Source organism: Pseudomonas sp. DW-iso3, from assembly GCF_058725305.1.
In genome coordinates, this window is record NZ_JBZXDZ010000005.1 from 502,427 (window position 1) to 517,843 (window position 15,417).

Genomic DNA, 15,417 nt, shown 5'->3' on the forward strand with positions numbered 1-15,417 from the left:
GTCGGGCAACGAAATGGGGCGCGTATCATACATGAAAAAATCCGCCGGTCCGTTGCCAACTGACCGGCGTATTACGCGTAACGGCTTGAAAATGGCCTGCTGATGCGACTTATTCGTTGCGCATCAACGGGTAAAGCTCTTTGAGCAATTTGCGTCGGCTGATCACCAACTGCCAACGATGACCGCCCAACTGGCGCCACAACCGCGCCGAACGAATACCGGCCAGGAGCAAGGCGCGGATTTTCGAGGCGTTATTCGGTTGCTGCAGGTTGCGCATGTCACCGTGCACCTGGATGCGCTGCCGCAAGGTGCTCAAGGTGTCCTGGTACAGCGCACCGCAGGCTGCGATCACGTTTTCGTGGGCCGGGCCGAAGTGTTCCACCTGGGACTGAATCTGTGGCAGGCGCTTGCCGATGACCTCCAGCATGTCGTCGCGCTTGGCCAGTTGACGCTCAAGACCGAGCATCGACAGAGCGTAGCGCAACGGCTCGCGCTGCAAGGTGCTTGGGTCGCGCTCAAGCGCGCCGATCAGCGCGCGATAGCCTTCACGCAGCGCCAGATCGTCACCGCCGTAGACCTCCAGGGTGTCCTTGGGGTCGCGGATCAGTAGGCTGCCAAGCATGCAGGTGAGGCCGGCTTCAGTGACCTGGCCGGTCTTGGCGATCTTGTCCACCAGCACGGCGGAGAGAAAAACCCCGCCGAGTGCCGTCAATTGCTCCTGGGTCGGGCTCATGCCGGGTTGCTCCAGGCTTCGGCAACTTCTATCACGCCGCCGCCCAGGCAGATTTCGCCGTCGTAGAACACCACGGACTGGCCAGGCGTGACGGCGCGTTGCGGGTCGTCAAAGATGGTGCGGTAACCGGTGGCGGTTTTTTCCAGGGTGCAAGGCTGGTCGCTCTGGCGATAACGCACTTTGGCCGTCAGGCGGCGCGGGGTGCTCAGGTCGATCGGGTTGACCCAATAAATTTCCGAGGCGAGCAGGGCGCCGGAAAACAGCAGTGGATGCTCGTTGCCCTGGCCGACGATCAGCTCGTTGTGTTCCAGGTCCTTGATCAGCACGTACCACGGCTCTTCACCAGCGTCTTTCAGGCCGCCGATGCCCAGGCCCTGGCGTTGGCCGATGGTGTGGTACATCAGGCCATGGTGGCGGCCGATGACTTCACCCTCGGTGGTCTTGATCTCGCCCGGTTGTGCTGGCAGGTATTGTTTGAGGAAGTCGCTGAAGCGGCGTTCGCCGATAAAGCAGATGCCGGTGGAATCCTTCTTCTTGGCGGTGGCCAGGCCGTGTTTCTCGGCGATCCTGCGCACTTCGGGCTTTTCCAGCTCGCCCACCGGGAACAGGGTCTTGGCGATCTGCTCACCACCGACGGCGTGCAGGAAGTAGCTCTGGTCCTTGTTCGGGTCCAGGCCCTTGAGCAATTCGGTACGACCATCGATGTCGCGTCGGCGCACGTAGTGGCCAGTGGCAATCAGGTCGGCCCCGAGCATCATGGCGTAGTCGAGGAACGCCTTGAACTTGATCTCGCGGTTGCACAGGATGTCCGGGTTCGGCGTGCGGCCGGCCTTGTATTCGGCCAGGAAGTGCTCGAACACGTTGTCCCAGTACTCGGCGGCGAAGTTGGCGGTGTGCAGCTTGATACCGATCTTGTCGCACACGGCCTGGGCGTCTGCCAGGTCGTCCATGGCGGTACAGTATTCCGTTCCATCGTCTTCCTCCCAGTTCTTCATGAACAGGCCTTCCACCTCATATCCCTGCTCCATCAGCAGAACGGCGGAAACGGAAGAGTCCACGCCGCCGGACATGCCGACGATGACGCGCTTCTTTTGTGTGTCAGAAGGGGCTGGATCACGCATAGGATTTCAACGGGTGTCTTGAAAAAGGACGCGATTCTATCAGGCTCAGGCCTTCAAGGCTAAAGAGAAGGGCGGATCAATTCGAGACTGTGGCGATGGCCGGCCAGATAATCATCGATGCAGCGGATGATCAGCTCGCTGCGCCAGTCGTCGCGCAAGGCCATCAGCTCGTCACGGGTCAGCCAGCGAGCACGCAGGATGCCTTCATCGAGTTGATAGTCTGGATGGTGTTTCAAGGCGTTGGCGATGAAACAGACCCGTTGATAAGTCACCCCATTGCTGGGGGCGGTGTACAGGTAGATCCCGACAATACCGGTGGCTTCGACGTCCCAGCCGGTTTCTTCGAGGGTTTCGCGCACGGCGGCCTCGGTCAGGGTTTCATGCGGGTCCAGGTGGCCCGCCGGCTGGTTGAGCACGGCGCGGCCACCCTTGAGTTCTTCGACCATCAAGAAGCGGCCGTTGTCTTCGACGATGGTGGCGACGGTGATGTGGGGTTGCCAGGTCATTCAAAACCTCGATTCGAGATGCGACGGTCTTTGGGCAGGATTGCAGTCAGTGTGGGGGCGGGCTTGCTCGCGAATGCGGTGTGACAGTCGCCCGATGCATATCTGACCCATTGCATTCGCGAGCAAGCCCGCTCCCACACTTTGATCCGGTTTGTTCAGCAAAACCGCAGTGTCCTGAAACAGAAACCCCGGCACAGGGCCGGGGCTTCTTTGCATCCTTACAACCTTACTTCAACTTGGCAATGGCCGCGTTGAGGGTGGTGCTTGGGCGCATGGCCTTGCTGGTCAGCTCCGGGTTCGGCGCGTAGTAGCCGCCGATGTCCACTGGCTTGCCCTGTACGGCGTTCAGCTCGGCAACGATAGTCGCCTCGTTTTCGCTCAGGGTTTTAGCCAGTTCGCCAAACTGCGCTTGCAGTGCGGTGTCTTCGGTCTGGGCAGCCAGGGCTTGAGCCCAGTACAGCGCCAGGTAGAAGTGGCTGCCGCGGTTGTCGATGTTGCCGACTTTGCGCGATGGCGACTTGTTGTTGTCGAGGAACTGGCCGGTGGCCTGGTCCAGGGTCTTGGACAGTGCCAGGGCTTTCGGGTTGTTGTACGTCACACCCAAATGCTCAAGGGAGGCGGCCAGGGCCAGGAACTCGCCCAGGGAGTCCCAGCGCAGGAAGTTCTCTTCCACCAGTTGCTGCACGTGCTTCGGTGCCGAACCGCCGGCGCCGGTTTCGAACAGGCCGCCGCCGTTCATCAGCGGCACGATGGACAGCATCTTGGCGCTGGTGCCCAGCTCCATGATCGGGAACAGGTCGGTCAGGTAGTCACGCAGTACGTTGCCGGTTACCGAGATGGTGTCCAGGCCCTTGCGGGTGCGCTCCAGGGTGAACTTCATCGCGTCGACGGGCGACATGATGCGGATGTCCAGGCCTTCGGTGTTGTAGTCTTTCAGGTAAGCCTGAACTTTCTCGACCACGACGCCGTCGTGAGCACGCTGTGGGTCCAGCCAGAAAATCGCTGGGGTGTTGCTCGCGCGGGCGCGGTTGACGGCCAGTTTGACCCAATCCTGGATCGGCGCGTCTTTGGTCTGGCACATGCGGAAGATGTCGCCGGCTTCGACCTTCTGTTCCATCAGCAGGCTGCCCTTGCTGTCGGTGACGCGGACTACGCCGTCAGCCTTGATCTGGAAGGTCTTGTCGTGGGAGCCGTACTCTTCGGCTTTCTTCGCCATCAGGCCAACGTTTGGCACGCTGCCCATGGTGGTTGGGTCGAAAGCGCCATTGGCCTTGCAGTCTTCGATGACCGCCTGGTAGATGGTGGCGTAGCAGCGATCCGGGATCACAGCCTTGGTGTCGTGCAGCTGGCCATCGGTGCCCCACATCTTGCCGGAGTCACGGATCATGGCCGGCATCGAGGCGTCGACGATCACGTCGCTCGGCACGTGCAGGTTGGTGATGCCTTTGTCAGAGTTGACCATCGCCAGGGAAGGGCGAGCGGCATAAACAGCCTGGATGTCCGCTTCGATCTGTGCTTGCTGCTCGGCCGGCAGGGCCTTGATGCGAGCGTACAGGTCGCCGATGCCGTTGTTCAGGTTGAAGCCGATCTGCTCCAGCACGGTAGCGTGCTTGGTCAGGGCGTCTTTATAGAACTCGGCAACGATCTGGCCGAACATGATCGGGTCGGAGACCTTCATCATGGTGGCTTTCAGGTGAACCGACAGCAGCACGCCTTGTTTCTTGGCGTCTTCGATTTCAGCGGCGATGAACGCGCGCAGGGCTTTCTTGCTCAGTACAGCGGTGTCGATGATCTCGCCGGCCTGTACCGAAGTCTTTTCCTTCAGGACGGTGGCGGTGCCGTCTTGGGCGATCAGCTCGATTTTGACAGCGTCAGCGGCTTCGATCTGTACGGCTTTTTCGCTGCCGTAGAAATCGCCATTGTTCATGTGGGCAATGTGCGACTTGGAGTCGGCAGCCCAGGCGCCCATCTTGTGCGGGTGCTTGCGCGCGTAGTTCTTGACCGACAGCGGTGCGCGGCGGTCGGAGTTGCCTTCGCGCAGTACCGGGTTCACGGCGCTGCCCTTGACCTTGTCGTAACGTGCACGGGTTTCTTTTTCCGCGTCGGTGGTTACGGTTTCCGGGTAGTCCGGCAGGGCATAGCCCTGGGCCTGCAGTTCCTTGATCGCGGCTTGCAGCTGCGGGGTCGAGGCGCTGATGTTAGGCAGCTTGATGATGTTGGCTTCAGGCGTAACGGCCAGGTCGCCCAGTTCGGCGAGGTGGTCCGGGATAGCCTTGGCGCCCAGTTGCTCGGGGAAGCTTGCGAGGATGCGCGCGGCGAGGGAGATGTCGCGGGTTTCCACGGCAATATCAGCGGAAGCGGTGAAGGCCTCTACGATAGGCAGCAGTGAATAGGTGGCGAGGGCCGGGGCTTCGTCGGTGAAGGTGTAGATGATCTTCGAGCGGGTGGGCATATTCGGATTAACTCTCTTCTTTGCTGAAAGCGTGCGCAGAAACTCGAGATGCGCCGGGTGGAGCGCGTTCGTTCAAAGTCATCCATGAGCGAAATGTCGAGGTTTCTTCGCGGTGATGTTGGGTTGCATCAGTCGAGCGTCAAGCGTTTGGACTATTGTAATAGTCCTGCTTTCTGGCTGAAGGCTACTGTCTAGAGCGGTCAGCCGTCGTGACTCTTTGGTCAGCGGCGGCATTATACATAGGTCGCTATGCTTACGCTGAGCCTTCATACAAAAGGTGTGTCGTCCATTGGTCTAAAGGTCGCAGGGCAGAAGTTGCTACCAAAGTCGCACGTTGTGCTCAAGATTGGCGATTTTGCCTTTTCTTTCAGGCTTGTAGGCGACAAATTATGCTGTTTTCGATGCAAATGAGCATGGCGTGAGGTTTCAGTCGCCATTTATCTGGAGTAGGCTCGAACGCAGCCAGATGTTCAATCCATAGATGGAGTTCAGCATGGGATACAAGAAGATTCAGGTTCCGGCAGTCGGCGACAAAATCACCGTCAACGCAGACCATTCTCTCAATGTTCCTGACCAACCGATCATCCCTTACATCGAAGGTGACGGTATCGGCGTCGACATCAGCCCGGTGATGATCAAGGTGGTCGACGCAGCTGTTGAAAAGGCCTACGGCGGCAAGCGCAAGATCTCATGGATGGAGGTGTATGCCGGTGAGAAGGCGACTCAAGTCTACGACCAGGACACCTGGCTGCCCCAGGAAACCCTGGATGCGGTCAAGGATTATGTGGTTTCCATCAAGGGGCCGCTGACCACCCCCGTCGGTGGCGGCATCCGTTCGCTGAACGTAGCCCTGCGCCAACAGCTCGACCTGTATGTGTGCTTGCGCCCGGTGCGCTGGTTCGAAGGCGTGCCTAGCCCGGTCAAGAAGCCTGGCGATGTGGACATGACCATCTTCCGCGAAAACTCCGAAGACATTTACGCCGGGATCGAATGGAAGGCCGGTTCGGCCGAAGCGATCAAGGTAATCAAGTTCCTCAAGGAAGAAATGGGCGTCACCAAGATCCGTTTCGACCAGGATTGCGGGATTGGTATCAAGCCGGTATCGCTGGAAGGCACCAAGCGCCTGGCACGCAAGGCCCTGCAATACGTAGTGGATAACGATCGCGACTCGCTGACCATCGTGCACAAAGGCAACATTATGAAGTTCACCGAAGGGGCCTTCAAGGAATGGGCCTACGAAGTGGCGGCTGAAGAGTTTGGCGCGACCCTGCTGGATGGCGGTCCGTGGATGCAGTTCAAGAACCCGAAGACCGGCAAGAACGTGGTGGTCAAGGATGCGATTGCTGACGCCATGCTTCAGCAGATCCTGCTACGTCCGGCCGAGTATGACGTGATCGCGACCCTCAACCTGAACGGCGACTACCTGTCCGATGCCTTGGCGGCGGAGGTGGGTGGTATCGGTATTGCGCCGGGTGCGAACCTGTCGGACACCGTGGCGATGTTCGAAGCGACCCACGGTACTGCGCCTAAATATGCGGGCAAGGACCAGGTCAATCCGGGCTCCCTGATTTTGTCGGCTGAGATGATGCTGCGTCACATGGGCTGGACCGAGGCTGCGGATCTGATCATCAAGGGCACCAATGGTGCGATTTCTGCCAAGACGGTAACTTATGACTTCGAGCGCCTTATGGACGGCGCGAAGCTGGTGTCGTCGTCCGGCTTTGGTGATGCGTTGATTTCGCATATGTAATCACGCAGGCATAAAAAACGGCCATCTCAAGTTGATTGGGATGGCCGTTTTTTTATAACGCGCTGGACGCTCGGCGGCTGATCAGGCCGTTTGTTTCTTTTCTACGCCGCTCGCACGTACTGCCGGGCTCGCATCGGCTTCTGCTTTCACCGTATCGATATTCGCGGCGTGCAGCCCCTTGGGGCCTTGAATGATATCAAAGGTGACCGGTTGTCCCGCTTTCAGCGTTTTGTAACCATCCATGATAATCGCTGAGTAATGCGCAAAAAGGTCCTCGCTTTTTCCTTCTTCGTTAACAAAACCATATCCCTTGGCATTGTTGAACCACTTGACCTTGCCTTTGATCTTGACGCCAGACATACCCATATCCCTCTGCACCAGACTCCATCACTGGAGTATCATCCAGTTTATCCGTCCTAACCCGAATAAATAAGGTTGACTGCGCGGACCTTTTTTACCCACTGTGGGTTCTATTGGTTGTAACACCGTTTCGCCGATAGTCAAGGCGACCAGTCGGTCAGAGTTGAAATTCTGACAGGTCGCCCCCACCACTGTATTTGAACCACTGACGAACCTTTCTTTCCATGCATGCAAACAGCCAGATTCGACTAACATTCAATCAGGATCGACCGGATCAGGAACCTGATGACGACGGTTCTGCAGGCATTGCTGTTCAGGAGGCCAAGCCTGCCTTACAGGCGCCGCCGATGTACAAGGTGGTTTTGTTCAACGATGACTACACACCGATGGATTTCGTGGTCGAAGTGCTCGAGGTGTTTTTTAACCTGAACCGCGAGTTGGCGACCAAGGTAATGCTGGCCGTTCACACAGAAGGACGGGCAGTATGTGGAGTGTTTACCCGCGACATCGCCGAGACAAAGGCCATGCAGGTCAACCAGTACGCCAGGGAAAGCCAGCATCCGCTACTCTGTGAAATCGAGAAGGACGGTTAACGCCGACCACTTGGGTATGAGGTGAAGCTATGTTAAACCGCGAGCTCGAAGTCACCCTCAATCTTGCCTTCAAGGAGGCTCGTTCGAAGCGTCATGAATTCATGACTGTCGAGCACCTGCTGCTGGCACTTTTGGATAACGAAGCTGCCGCTACCGTTCTACGTGCGTGCGGCGCCAACCTCGACAAACTCAAGCATGACCTGCAGGAGTTTATCGACTCCACGACGCCACTTATTCCAGTCCACGATGAAGACCGTGAAACCCAGCCAACCCTGGGCTTCCAGCGGGTGCTTCAGCGTGCCGTGTTCCATGTTCAGAGCTCCGGTAAGCGTGAAGTCACAGGCGCCAATGTGCTGGTGGCGATTTTCAGCGAGCAGGAAAGCCAGGCAGTGTTCCTGCTGAAACAGCAGAGCGTTGCCCGTATCGATGTCGTCAACTACATCGCCCACGGTATCTCCAAGGTGCCCGGGCACGGCGATCATTCCGAGGGTGAGCAGGATATGCAGGACGACGAGGGCGGTGAGTCTTCTTCTTCGGGCAATCCACTGGATGCCTATGCCAGCAACCTCAACGAGCTGGCGCGCCAGGGGCGGATCGATCCGCTGGTGGGGCGAGAGCTTGAGGTTGAGCGTGTAGCGCAGATCCTTGCGCGTCGTCGCAAGAACAACCCGTTGCTGGTGGGTGAGGCAGGCGTGGGCAAGACCGCGATTGCCGAAGGCCTGGCCAAGCGCATCGTCGATAACCAGGTGCCGGACCTGCTGGCCAACAGCGTCGTCTACTCCTTGGACCTGGGCGCGTTGCTCGCGGGGACCAAGTACCGTGGTGATTTCGAGAAGCGCTTCAAGGCGCTGCTCGGCGAGCTGAAAAAACGTCCGCAGGCGATCCTGTTCATCGACGAAATCCACACCATCATTGGGGCCGGCGCGGCGTCCGGTGGCGTGATGGATGCTTCCAACCTGCTCAAACCGCTGCTGTCTTCGGGTGATATCCGTTGCATCGGTTCGACCACGTTCCAGGAATTCCGCGGCATCTTCGAGAAAGACCGTGCCCTGGCGCGTCGCTTCCAGAAAGTCGACGTTTCCGAGCCTTCGGTTGAAGACACCATCGGTATCCTGCGGGGGCTCAAAGGGCGTTTCGAAGCGCACCATGGCATCGAGTACACCGATGAAGCACTGCGCTCCGCCGCCGAGCTGGCGTCGCGCTACATCAATGACCGTCACATGCCGGACAAGGCCATCGATGTGATCGATGAGGCAGGGGCTTACCAGCGCCTGCAGCCGGTCGAGAAGCGTGTGAAGCGCATCGACGTGCCTCAGGTCGAGGACATTGTCGCGAAGATCGCGCGGATTCCGCCAAAACACGTCAACAGTTCCGATAAGGAGTTGCTGCGTAACCTGGAGCGCGACCTCAAGCTCACCGTGTTCGGCCAGGATGCGGCCATCGATGCGTTGTCCACCGCGATCAAGCTGTCCCGTGCGGGCCTCAAGTCGCCGGACAAGCCTGTCGGTTCGTTCCTGTTCGCAGGCCCGACCGGCGTCGGCAAGACCGAAGCGGCGCGGCAGCTGGCCAAGGCCATGGGCATTGAGCTGGTGCGTTTCGACATGTCCGAGTACATGGAGCGTCACACCGTGTCGCGCCTGATCGGTGCGCCTCCGGGCTATGTCGGTTTCGATCAGGGCGGTCTGCTGACCGAAGCGATCACCAAGCAACCGCATTGCGTGCTGCTGCTCGATGAAATCGAGAAGGCCCACCCGGAAGTCTTCAACCTGCTGCTGCAGGTAATGGATCACGGAACCCTGACCGACAACAACGGACGCAAGGCGGACTTCCGCAATGTGATCGTGATCATGACCACCAACGCCGGTGCCGAAACGGCTGCGCGGGCTTCGATCGGCTTCAGCCATCAGGATCACTCTTCCGATGCGATGGAAGTGATCAAGAAGAGCTTCACGCCGGAATTCCGCAACCGTCTGGACACCATTATCCAGTTTGGTCGCCTCAGTCATGAGGTCATCAAGAGCGTGGTGGACAAGTTCCTTACCGAACTTCAGGCGCAGTTGGAAGACAAGCGCGTGCAGTTGGAGGTTACGGACGCGGCGCGCAGTTGGCTGGCGCAAGGTGGTTACGATGCGGCAATGGGCGCACGCCCAATGGCGCGTCTGATCCAGGACAAGATCAAGCGGCCATTGGCCGAAGAAATCCTGTTCGGCGAGCTTTCCGATCATGGCGGCGTGGTGCATATCGACCTGAAGGATGGCGAGCTGACCTTCGAGTTCGAGACCACGGCTGAAATGGCCTGATAGCGGTTGCAACAAAGCAAAAGGCGCCGAAAGGCGCCTTTTTGCTGTCTCTGATTGTGCAGCTCAGTCTTCAGGTCAATAAAGATCAAATGTGGGAGCTGGCTTGCCTGCAATAGCGGTGGATCAGGAAAGGGTTCCTTGGCTGACACACCGCTATTGCAGGCAGGCCAGCTCCCACAGGGTTGACCAGTATCTGCTAAATCGCACGCACACAAAAACGCCCGGCATAACCGGGCGTTTTGTATTGACTTGCTTAGCGAGCGCGGTAAGTGATGCGCCCTTTACTCAAGTCATAGGGCGTCAGCTCGACGCGCACTTTGTCACCGGTAAGAATACGAATGTAGTTCTTGCGCATCTTGCCGGAGATATGCGCGGTTACGACGTGCCCATTTTCCAACTCCACACGAAACATGGTGTTGGGCAGGGTGTCGACGACAGTGCCTTCCATTTCGAAGCTGTCTTCTTTCGACATGCAGTAAAGCCCTCGGTATCCAGTGAATGGCCCGGTGCAACTGCGCCAGGCAAAAGCGGCGTGCATTGTGCCCGAAAAAGGGTGTTTAAGCCAAGGGGTTCTAGTTAAGCACGACCCATCTTTGATTAATTAGCAGTTCTATGGGCCGATATTGGGTCTTGTAGTTCATCTTTTTGCAGTTCTTGATCCAGTAGCCGAGGTACACAGCTTCCAGTTCCAGGCGCAAGGCTTCGCCAATTTGCCACAGGATCGCAAAGCGTCCCAGGCTACGGCGCTCTTCGCCGGGCTCGTAAAAGGTGTAGACCGCCGACAGGCCGTTAGGCAGTAAATCGGTCACGGCCACCGCCAGCAACCGGCCGTCGGCGCGAAACTCATAGAAGCGCGAGAACGGCAGGTCGCGTACCAGGAACGTGGAGAACTGGTCGCGACTGGGCGGAAACATATCGCCATCGGCATGGCGCTCTTCGATGTAGCGCTGGTACAGGTCGAAGTACTCTTCGGTGAACCGTGGCTTGGTTGGCATCACCGTCAGGTCGGCATTGCGCTTGAGGATGCGTTTCTGGTTGCGGTCCGGCAGAAACTGCGCCACGGGAATACGTGCCGGGACGCAGGCATTACAGTTCTGGCAATGAGGCCGGTACAGATGATCGCCGCTGCGCCGAAAGCCCATCTCCGACAGGTCGGCATACACATGCACGTCCATAGGCTGGCTGGGGTCGAGGAACAGTGTGGTGGCCTGCTCGTCGGGCAGATAGCTGCAAGAGTGGGGTTGAGTGGCATAAAACTTCAAACGCGCCAACTCGGTCATGATCAACCCTCGGATAAGCTTTGAAATAAGTGTAAGCCAGGAGCGCGGAAGTCGCCTAGGAAACCCACGGTCCAGCGTTGGGCTGGTCCAGATGGTCGCGCAGGAAACCTGCGAAGTCGCTGCGGGATATGGCGCGGGCACCCAGGCTATGGAGGTGATCGTTGGGCATTTGGCAGTCGATCAGTACAAAGCCCCAGGCCTGCAGTTGTCGGGTGAGTGTGGCAAAGCCAACTTTCGAGGCATTGTCGGCGCGGCTGAACATGGACTCGCCAAAAAACAGCTGGCCCATCGCCAGGCCATACAGCCCGCCCACCAGCGTGCCGTTGTCCCAAACCTCCACCGAATGGGCGTAGCCGCGCTGGTGGAGCGTCAGGTAAGCGCTCTGGATACTTTCGGTGATCCAGGTGCCGTCGGCATAAGCACGCGGTGCCGCGCAGGCCTGAATGACCGCCGCGAAATCCTGATCGAAGGTCACGGTGTAGCGCTGCTGGCGCAACAGTTTGCCCAGGCTTCGGGAGACATGCAGCTCGTCGGGGAATATGACGGTGCGCGGGTCGGGCGACCACCAGAGGATCGGCTGGCCCTCCGAAAACCACGGGAAGCAACCGTGGCGGTAGGCTTGTACCAGGCGCTCGGCCGACAGGTCGCCGCCGGCAGCCAGCAGACCATTGGGTTCGCGCATCGCCTTGGCGAGTGGAGGGAATGTCAGTGAATCGCGTTGTAACCAGGTCAGCATGGCATCCAGGCTTACGGAAGGGGAGGGGAGTGGCAGGTATGGCACCTGCTTGCGCAGTGCTGATTATTGTCGACATGGGGCCATCGGGCCAGCCCGAATCGGCCATTGGCGTGGATTAGCGTGAGCAGGTGTTTCTGCAACTCTGTGTCGGGGACGTGGTCGTAATCGGGTCTGTGCGATGCAGGCCATTTGCCAAGCTTGCCTTGATTGATAAAAACAGCGCATAAGCCTTTGTCAGCAAAGGCAATGCATGCTCAAATTGAACATGTTGTGACAAAAATTTGGCTAGGCTGCCGAGTGAAGGGCAAGGGCGTGGCATCGCCGGCACAAACCCGTACAATGCGGGCATTGTGGCGCTTTCGTCATTTCATCCAGCAAGCGCCCAATGTTAAAAGTAGATTCAACGACGCACGTTCATTTTTCAGCTGCTCGGATTGGGCAGTATTTGCAGTCATTCAACAGATGGACGCGCTAAAGGCGCAGGAAAAGACCCGTTTTGAAGAAATCCGCCGCAACACCTAAAGCAGCAGTCGTGCCGGCCTGGCGCCAGCACCTGCACTATCGCCTCAAGGAAGGTGCGCTGATCGCTATCGGCGCCCTGTGCCTGTTCCTGATGATGGCCTTGCTCACTTACGGCAAGGACGATCCGGGCTGGAGCCACAACAGCAAGATCGAAGACGTGCAGAACTTCGGTGGGCCTGCCGGTTCCTACAGCGCCGATATCCTGTTCATGGTGCTGGGCTACTTCGCCTATATCTTCCCGTTGCTGCTGGCGATCAAGACCTGGCAGATCTTCCGCCAGCGCCACGAGCCGTGGCAGTGGAGCGGCTGGCTGTTTTCCTGGCGCTTGATCGGCCTGGTGTTCCTGGTGCTGTCCGGCGCTGCGCTGGCGCATATCCATTTTCATGCACCGACCGGCCTGCCGGCGGGCGCGGGCGGGGCGCTGGGCGAAAGCCTCGGCGACCTGGCGCGCAAGACCCTGAATATCCAGGGCAGCACCCTGATGTTTATCGCCTTGTTCCTGTTCGGCCTCACCGTGTTCACCGACCTGTCGTGGTTCAAGGTGATGGACGTGACCGGCAAGATCACCCTCGACCTGCTGGAACTGTTCCAGGGCGCTGCCAACCGCTGGTGGGCGGCCCGTGTCGATCGCAAGCGCATGGTCGCCCAGTTGCGCGAGGTGGACACCCGCGTCAACGAGGTCGTGGCCCCGAGCACGCCGGATCGGCGCGAGCAGGCCAAGGTCAAGGAGCGCCTGATAGAGCGCGAGCAGGCCCTGAGCAAACACATGTCGGACCGCGAGAAGCAGGTACCGCCGGTGATCGCGCCGGCTCCGCCCAAGGCTCCCGAGCCGAGCCACCGCGTGCAGAAAGAGAAACAGGCGCCGCTGTTCATCGACAGTGCCGTCGAAGGTACTTTGCCGCCGATCTCGATCCTCGACCCGGCCGAAAAGAAACAACTCAACTATTCACCGGAATCCCTGGCGGCCGTCGGTCACCTGTTGGAAATCAAGCTCAAGGAATTCGGCGTCGAAGTGTCGGTGGACTCGATCCACCCCGGCCCGGTGATCACCCGTTACGAAATCCAGCCGGCCGCCGGTGTGAAGGTCAGCCGCATCTCCAACCTGGCCAAGGACCTGGCCCGTTCCCTGGCCGTGACCAGCGTGCGCGTAGTGGAAGTCATCCCCGGCAAGACCACCGTGGGTATCGAGATTCCCAACGAAGACCGTCAGATCGTGCGCTTCTCCGAAGTGCTGTCGACGCCTGAATATGACAACTTCAAGTCGCCGGTGACCCTGGCCCTGGGCCACGACATCGGCGGCAAGCCGGTGATCACCGACCTGGCGAAGATGCCTCACCTGCTGGTGGCCGGTACTACCGGTTCCGGTAAGTCGGTGGGTGTGAACGCGATGATCCTGTCGATCCTGTTCAAGTCCGGCCCGGAAGACGCCAAGCTGATCATGATCGACCCGAAAATGTTGGAGTTGTCGATCTACGAAGGGATCCCGCACCTGCTGTGCCCAGTGGTTACCGACATGAAGGACGCCGCCAACGCCCTGCGCTGGAGCGTGGCCGAGATGGAGCGCCGCTACAAGCTGATGGCGAAGATGGGCGTGCGTAACCTGTCGGGCTTCAACGCCAAGATCAAGGAAGCCCACGACCGCGGCGAGACCATTGATGACCCGTTGTACAAGCGCGAAAGCATTCATGACGAAGCGCCGAAACTGACCAAGCTGCCGACTATCGTGGTGGTGGTCGACGAATTCGCCGACATGATGATGATCGTCGGCAAGAAGGTCGAAGAACTGATCGCACGTATCGCCCAGAAGGCCCGTGCGGCCGGTATCCACTTGATTCTCGCGACCCAGCGTCCGTCGGTGGACGTGATCACGGGTTTGATCAAGGCCAACATTCCCACGCGTATGGCGTTCCAGGTGTCGAGCAAGATCGACTCACGGACCATCATCGATCAGGGCGGCGCCGAACAATTGCTGGGCCACGGTGACATGCTCTACATGCCGCCGGGCACCAGCCTGCCGATCCGGGTCCACGGCGCCTTTGTTTCCGATGACGAAGTGCACCGCGTGGTGGAGGCCTGGAAGCTGCGCGGCGCACCCGAGTACAACGACGACATCCTCAACGGCGTCGAAGAAGCCGGCAGCGGTTTTGAAAACGGCGGCGGCGGTGGTGACGACGATGCTGAAACCGACGCGCTATACGACGAGGCCGTGGCCTTTGTGCTGGAGAGTCGTCGCGCCTCGATTTCTGCGGTGCAGCGGAAACTGAAAATCGGCTACAACCGCGCCGCCCGCATGATCGAAGCCATGGAGATGGCGGGTGTCGTCACCGCAATGAACACCAACGGTTCGCGTGAAGTGATCGCCCCCGGGCAGATGCGCGACTGATCCCGCACCGCGTGGCAACACGCGGCGCGCCCTGAATAATCAATGAGGACTCCCATGCGCCTTATCCGCATGCTGTTGTTGCCGGCACTGGCCCTGACTGCTGTTTCGGCTCACGCTGACCCGGCCTCCGTCGCGAGCCTGAAGAACCTGTTGGACAAATCCCAGACCCTGACCGCGCGCTTCTCCCAGCTGACCCTGGATGCCGGCGGCACCCAGTTGCAGGAAACCGCAGGCGAAATGGCCGTGCAGCGTCCTGGCCTGTTCTACTGGCACACCGAAGGCAAGGCCGAGCAGACCATCGTGTCCGACGGCCAGAAGGTGACCCTGTGGGACCCTGACTTGCAGCAGGCGACCATCAAGAAGCTCGACCCGCGCCTGAACCAGACCCCGGCGCTGCTGCTCTCGGGTGATGTCTCGAAGATCAACGACAGCTTCGACATCACCTCCAAGCAAACCAGCAACGTGATCGAGTTCACCCTCAAGCCGAAATCCAAGGACACGCTGTTCGATACGCTGTCCCTGTCGTTCGGCAATGGCGTGATCAACAATATGCGTCTGGTCGACAGTGTCGGCCAACGCACCGACATCCTGTTCTCCGGGGTCAAGGCCAACCAGCCTGTGCCCGCCGCCAAGTTCAAGTTCGACATCCCCAAGGGTGCCGACGTGATCCAGGAATAACAC

The 15,417-nt window shown here is 59.1% G+C and carries 14 protein-coding genes; 6 read left to right on the plus strand and 8 right to left on the minus strand.

The features are described from left to right. Positions 1-109: 109 nt before the first annotated feature. From hflD to AC4PS7_RS17440, 4 genes are all read right to left on the minus strand, one after another. Positions 110-733, minus strand: a complete 624-nt coding sequence (gene hflD / locus AC4PS7_RS17425) for a high frequency lysogenization protein HflD (protein WP_021492762.1) — start codon at positions 731-733, stop codon at positions 110-112. Continuing rightward, positions 730-1,854 carry a tRNA 2-thiouridine(34) synthase MnmA gene (gene mnmA, locus AC4PS7_RS17430; RefSeq protein WP_106119295.1) on the minus strand — a complete coding sequence of 375 codons (1,125 nt, stop codon included), beginning with the start codon at positions 1,852-1,854 and terminating at the stop codon, positions 730-732. Before mnmA ends, hflD begins: the two co-directional genes overlap by 4 nt. Positions 1,855-1,913: 59 nt before the next feature. Continuing rightward, positions 1,914-2,360, minus strand: a complete 447-nt coding sequence (locus AC4PS7_RS17435) for an NUDIX hydrolase (RefSeq protein ID WP_010209593.1) — start codon at positions 2,358-2,360, stop codon at positions 1,914-1,916. A gap of 226 nt (positions 2,361-2,586) precedes the next feature. Then, positions 2,587-4,812, minus strand: a complete 2,226-nt coding sequence (locus tag AC4PS7_RS17440) for an NADP-dependent isocitrate dehydrogenase (RefSeq protein WP_492179645.1) — start codon at positions 4,810-4,812, stop codon at positions 2,587-2,589. A 493-nt stretch (positions 4,813-5,305) separates the two neighbouring features. Between AC4PS7_RS17440 and icd the strand changes: the two genes are divergently transcribed. Next, a complete protein-coding gene (gene icd / locus AC4PS7_RS17445) occupies positions 5,306-6,562 on the plus strand; it encodes an NADP-dependent isocitrate dehydrogenase (protein WP_010209595.1) in 1,257 nt (418 codons plus the stop codon). A gap of 81 nt (positions 6,563-6,643) precedes the next feature. On the opposite strand, the gene cspD is transcribed toward icd, so the two are convergent. Beyond that, positions 6,644-6,922, minus strand: coding sequence for a cold shock domain-containing protein CspD (gene cspD / locus AC4PS7_RS17450; protein WP_029529108.1), 279 nt, complete (start codon positions 6,920-6,922; stop codon positions 6,644-6,646). Positions 6,923-7,146: 224 nt separating this feature from the next. On the opposite strand from cspD, the gene clpS reads away from it, so the two are divergent. Continuing rightward, positions 7,147-7,515 carry an ATP-dependent Clp protease adapter ClpS gene (gene clpS, locus AC4PS7_RS17455; RefSeq protein WP_010209597.1) on the plus strand — a complete coding sequence of 123 codons (369 nt, stop codon included), beginning with the start codon at positions 7,147-7,149 and terminating at the stop codon, positions 7,513-7,515. Between the two features lie 29 nt (positions 7,516-7,544). Then, positions 7,545-9,815 (plus strand): ATP-dependent Clp protease ATP-binding subunit ClpA, encoded by a 2,271-nt coding sequence (gene clpA / locus AC4PS7_RS17460; protein WP_010209598.1) that lies wholly within the window; start codon positions 7,545-7,547, stop codon positions 9,813-9,815. A gap of 253 nt (positions 9,816-10,068) precedes the next feature. Here the strand turns inward: clpA and infA are convergent, their stop codons facing one another. The 3 genes from infA to aat form a co-directional block, all read right to left on the minus strand. Next, the gene (gene infA / locus AC4PS7_RS17465; RefSeq protein WP_002553999.1) at positions 10,069-10,287 is read right to left on the minus strand and encodes a translation initiation factor IF-1; all 219 of its coding nucleotides are present in this window, start codon (positions 10,285-10,287) and stop codon (positions 10,069-10,071) included. A 100-nt stretch (positions 10,288-10,387) separates the two neighbouring features. Beyond that, positions 10,388-11,095, minus strand: a complete 708-nt coding sequence (locus tag AC4PS7_RS17470; protein WP_010209600.1) for an arginyltransferase — start codon at positions 11,093-11,095, stop codon at positions 10,388-10,390. A 55-nt stretch (positions 11,096-11,150) separates the two neighbouring features. After that, a complete protein-coding gene (aat, locus tag AC4PS7_RS17475; RefSeq protein ID WP_010209601.1) occupies positions 11,151-11,831 on the minus strand; it encodes a leucyl/phenylalanyl-tRNA--protein transferase in 681 nt (226 codons plus the stop codon). Positions 11,832-12,077: 246 nt separating this feature from the next. On the opposite strand from aat, the gene AC4PS7_RS17480 reads away from it, so the two are divergent. Genes AC4PS7_RS17480 through lolA form a run of 3 tightly spaced genes read left to right on the plus strand, consistent with a single transcriptional unit; the run spans position 12,078 to position 15,414 of the window. Beyond that, complete coding sequence (locus tag AC4PS7_RS17480) at positions 12,078-12,353, plus strand: hypothetical protein (protein WP_137205507.1); 276 nt, start codon at positions 12,078-12,080, stop codon at positions 12,351-12,353. Further along, positions 12,328-14,736, plus strand: a complete 2,409-nt coding sequence (locus tag AC4PS7_RS17485) for a DNA translocase FtsK (protein WP_010209603.1) — start codon at positions 12,328-12,330, stop codon at positions 14,734-14,736. Before AC4PS7_RS17480 ends, AC4PS7_RS17485 begins: the two co-directional genes overlap by 26 nt. Positions 14,737-14,790: 54 nt before the next feature. Continuing rightward, positions 14,791-15,414 carry an outer membrane lipoprotein periplasmic chaperone LolA gene (lolA, locus tag AC4PS7_RS17490; RefSeq protein WP_010209605.1) on the plus strand — a complete coding sequence of 208 codons (624 nt, stop codon included), beginning with the start codon at positions 14,791-14,793 and terminating at the stop codon, positions 15,412-15,414. The last annotated feature ends 3 nt before the right edge of the window (positions 15,415-15,417 follow it).

Coding starts and splice junctions, on each gene's coding strand:
- hflD (WP_021492762.1), bottom strand. CDS start 733: ATGAGCCCGACCCAGGAGCAATTGACGGCACTCGGCGGGGTTTTTCTC.
- mnmA (WP_106119295.1), bottom strand. CDS start 1,854: ATGCGTGATCCAGCCCCTTCTGACACACAAAAGAAGCGCGTCATCGTC.
- AC4PS7_RS17435 (WP_010209593.1), bottom strand. CDS start 2,360: ATGACCTGGCAACCCCACATCACCGTCGCCACCATCGTCGAAGACAAC.
- AC4PS7_RS17440 (WP_492179645.1), bottom strand. CDS start 4,812: ATGCCCACCCGCTCGAAGATCATCTACACCTTCACCGACGAAGCCCCG.
- icd (WP_010209595.1), top strand. CDS start 5,306: ATGGGATACAAGAAGATTCAGGTTCCGGCAGTCGGCGACAAAATCACC.
- cspD (WP_029529108.1), bottom strand. CDS start 6,922: ATGTCTGGCGTCAAGATCAAAGGCAAGGTCAAGTGGTTCAACAATGCC.
- clpS (WP_010209597.1), top strand. CDS start 7,147: ATGCATGCAAACAGCCAGATTCGACTAACATTCAATCAGGATCGACCG.
- clpA (WP_010209598.1), top strand. CDS start 7,545: ATGTTAAACCGCGAGCTCGAAGTCACCCTCAATCTTGCCTTCAAGGAG.
- infA (WP_002553999.1), bottom strand. CDS start 10,287: ATGTCGAAAGAAGACAGCTTCGAAATGGAAGGCACTGTCGTCGACACC.
- AC4PS7_RS17470 (WP_010209600.1), bottom strand. CDS start 11,095: ATGACCGAGTTGGCGCGTTTGAAGTTTTATGCCACTCAACCCCACTCT.
- aat (WP_010209601.1), bottom strand. CDS start 11,831: ATGCTGACCTGGTTACAACGCGATTCACTGACATTCCCTCCACTCGCC.
- AC4PS7_RS17480 (WP_137205507.1), top strand. CDS start 12,078: ATGCATGCTCAAATTGAACATGTTGTGACAAAAATTTGGCTAGGCTGC.
- lolA (WP_010209605.1), top strand. CDS start 14,791: ATGCGCCTTATCCGCATGCTGTTGTTGCCGGCACTGGCCCTGACTGCT.